Source organism: Deinococcus alpinitundrae (genome assembly GCF_009982895.1).
Taxonomy (GTDB): Bacteria; Deinococcota; Deinococci; order Deinococcales; family Deinococcaceae; genus Deinococcus; species Deinococcus alpinitundrae.
In genome coordinates this window covers 1-296 of record NZ_WXZL01000185.1, presented here as the reverse complement: position 1 = coordinate 296, position 296 = coordinate 1, and the positions used below count along the sequence as shown (strand labels likewise).

Here is a 296-nt window from a genome sequence, read left to right as displayed (position 1 = left end):
AAAGCGAAGAGACCTGGACAACATTTTTTGAATACCTAAAAGAACGCGTTTTACAAGGTACGGAACTCGTTATTTCTGATGCGCACAAAGGATTAGTCTCTGCCATTAGAAAATCCTTCACCAACGTAAGTTGGCAAAGATGCCAAGTTCACTTCCTAAGAAATATCTTTACCACCATTCCTAAAAAAAATTCAAAATCTTTCAGAGAAGCTGTTAAAGGAATTTTTAAGTTCACAGATATTAACTTAGCGCGTGAGGCTAAAAATCGATTGATTCATGATTATATCGATCAACCA

The 296-nt window shown here is 35.8% G+C and carries 1 protein-coding gene; it reads left to right on the top strand.

All coding sequences use genetic code 11. The features are described from left to right. A partial coding sequence (locus tag GUI70_RS22980; protein ID WP_202630583.1) for a transposase occupies positions 1-296 on the top strand: 296 nt, incomplete at both ends.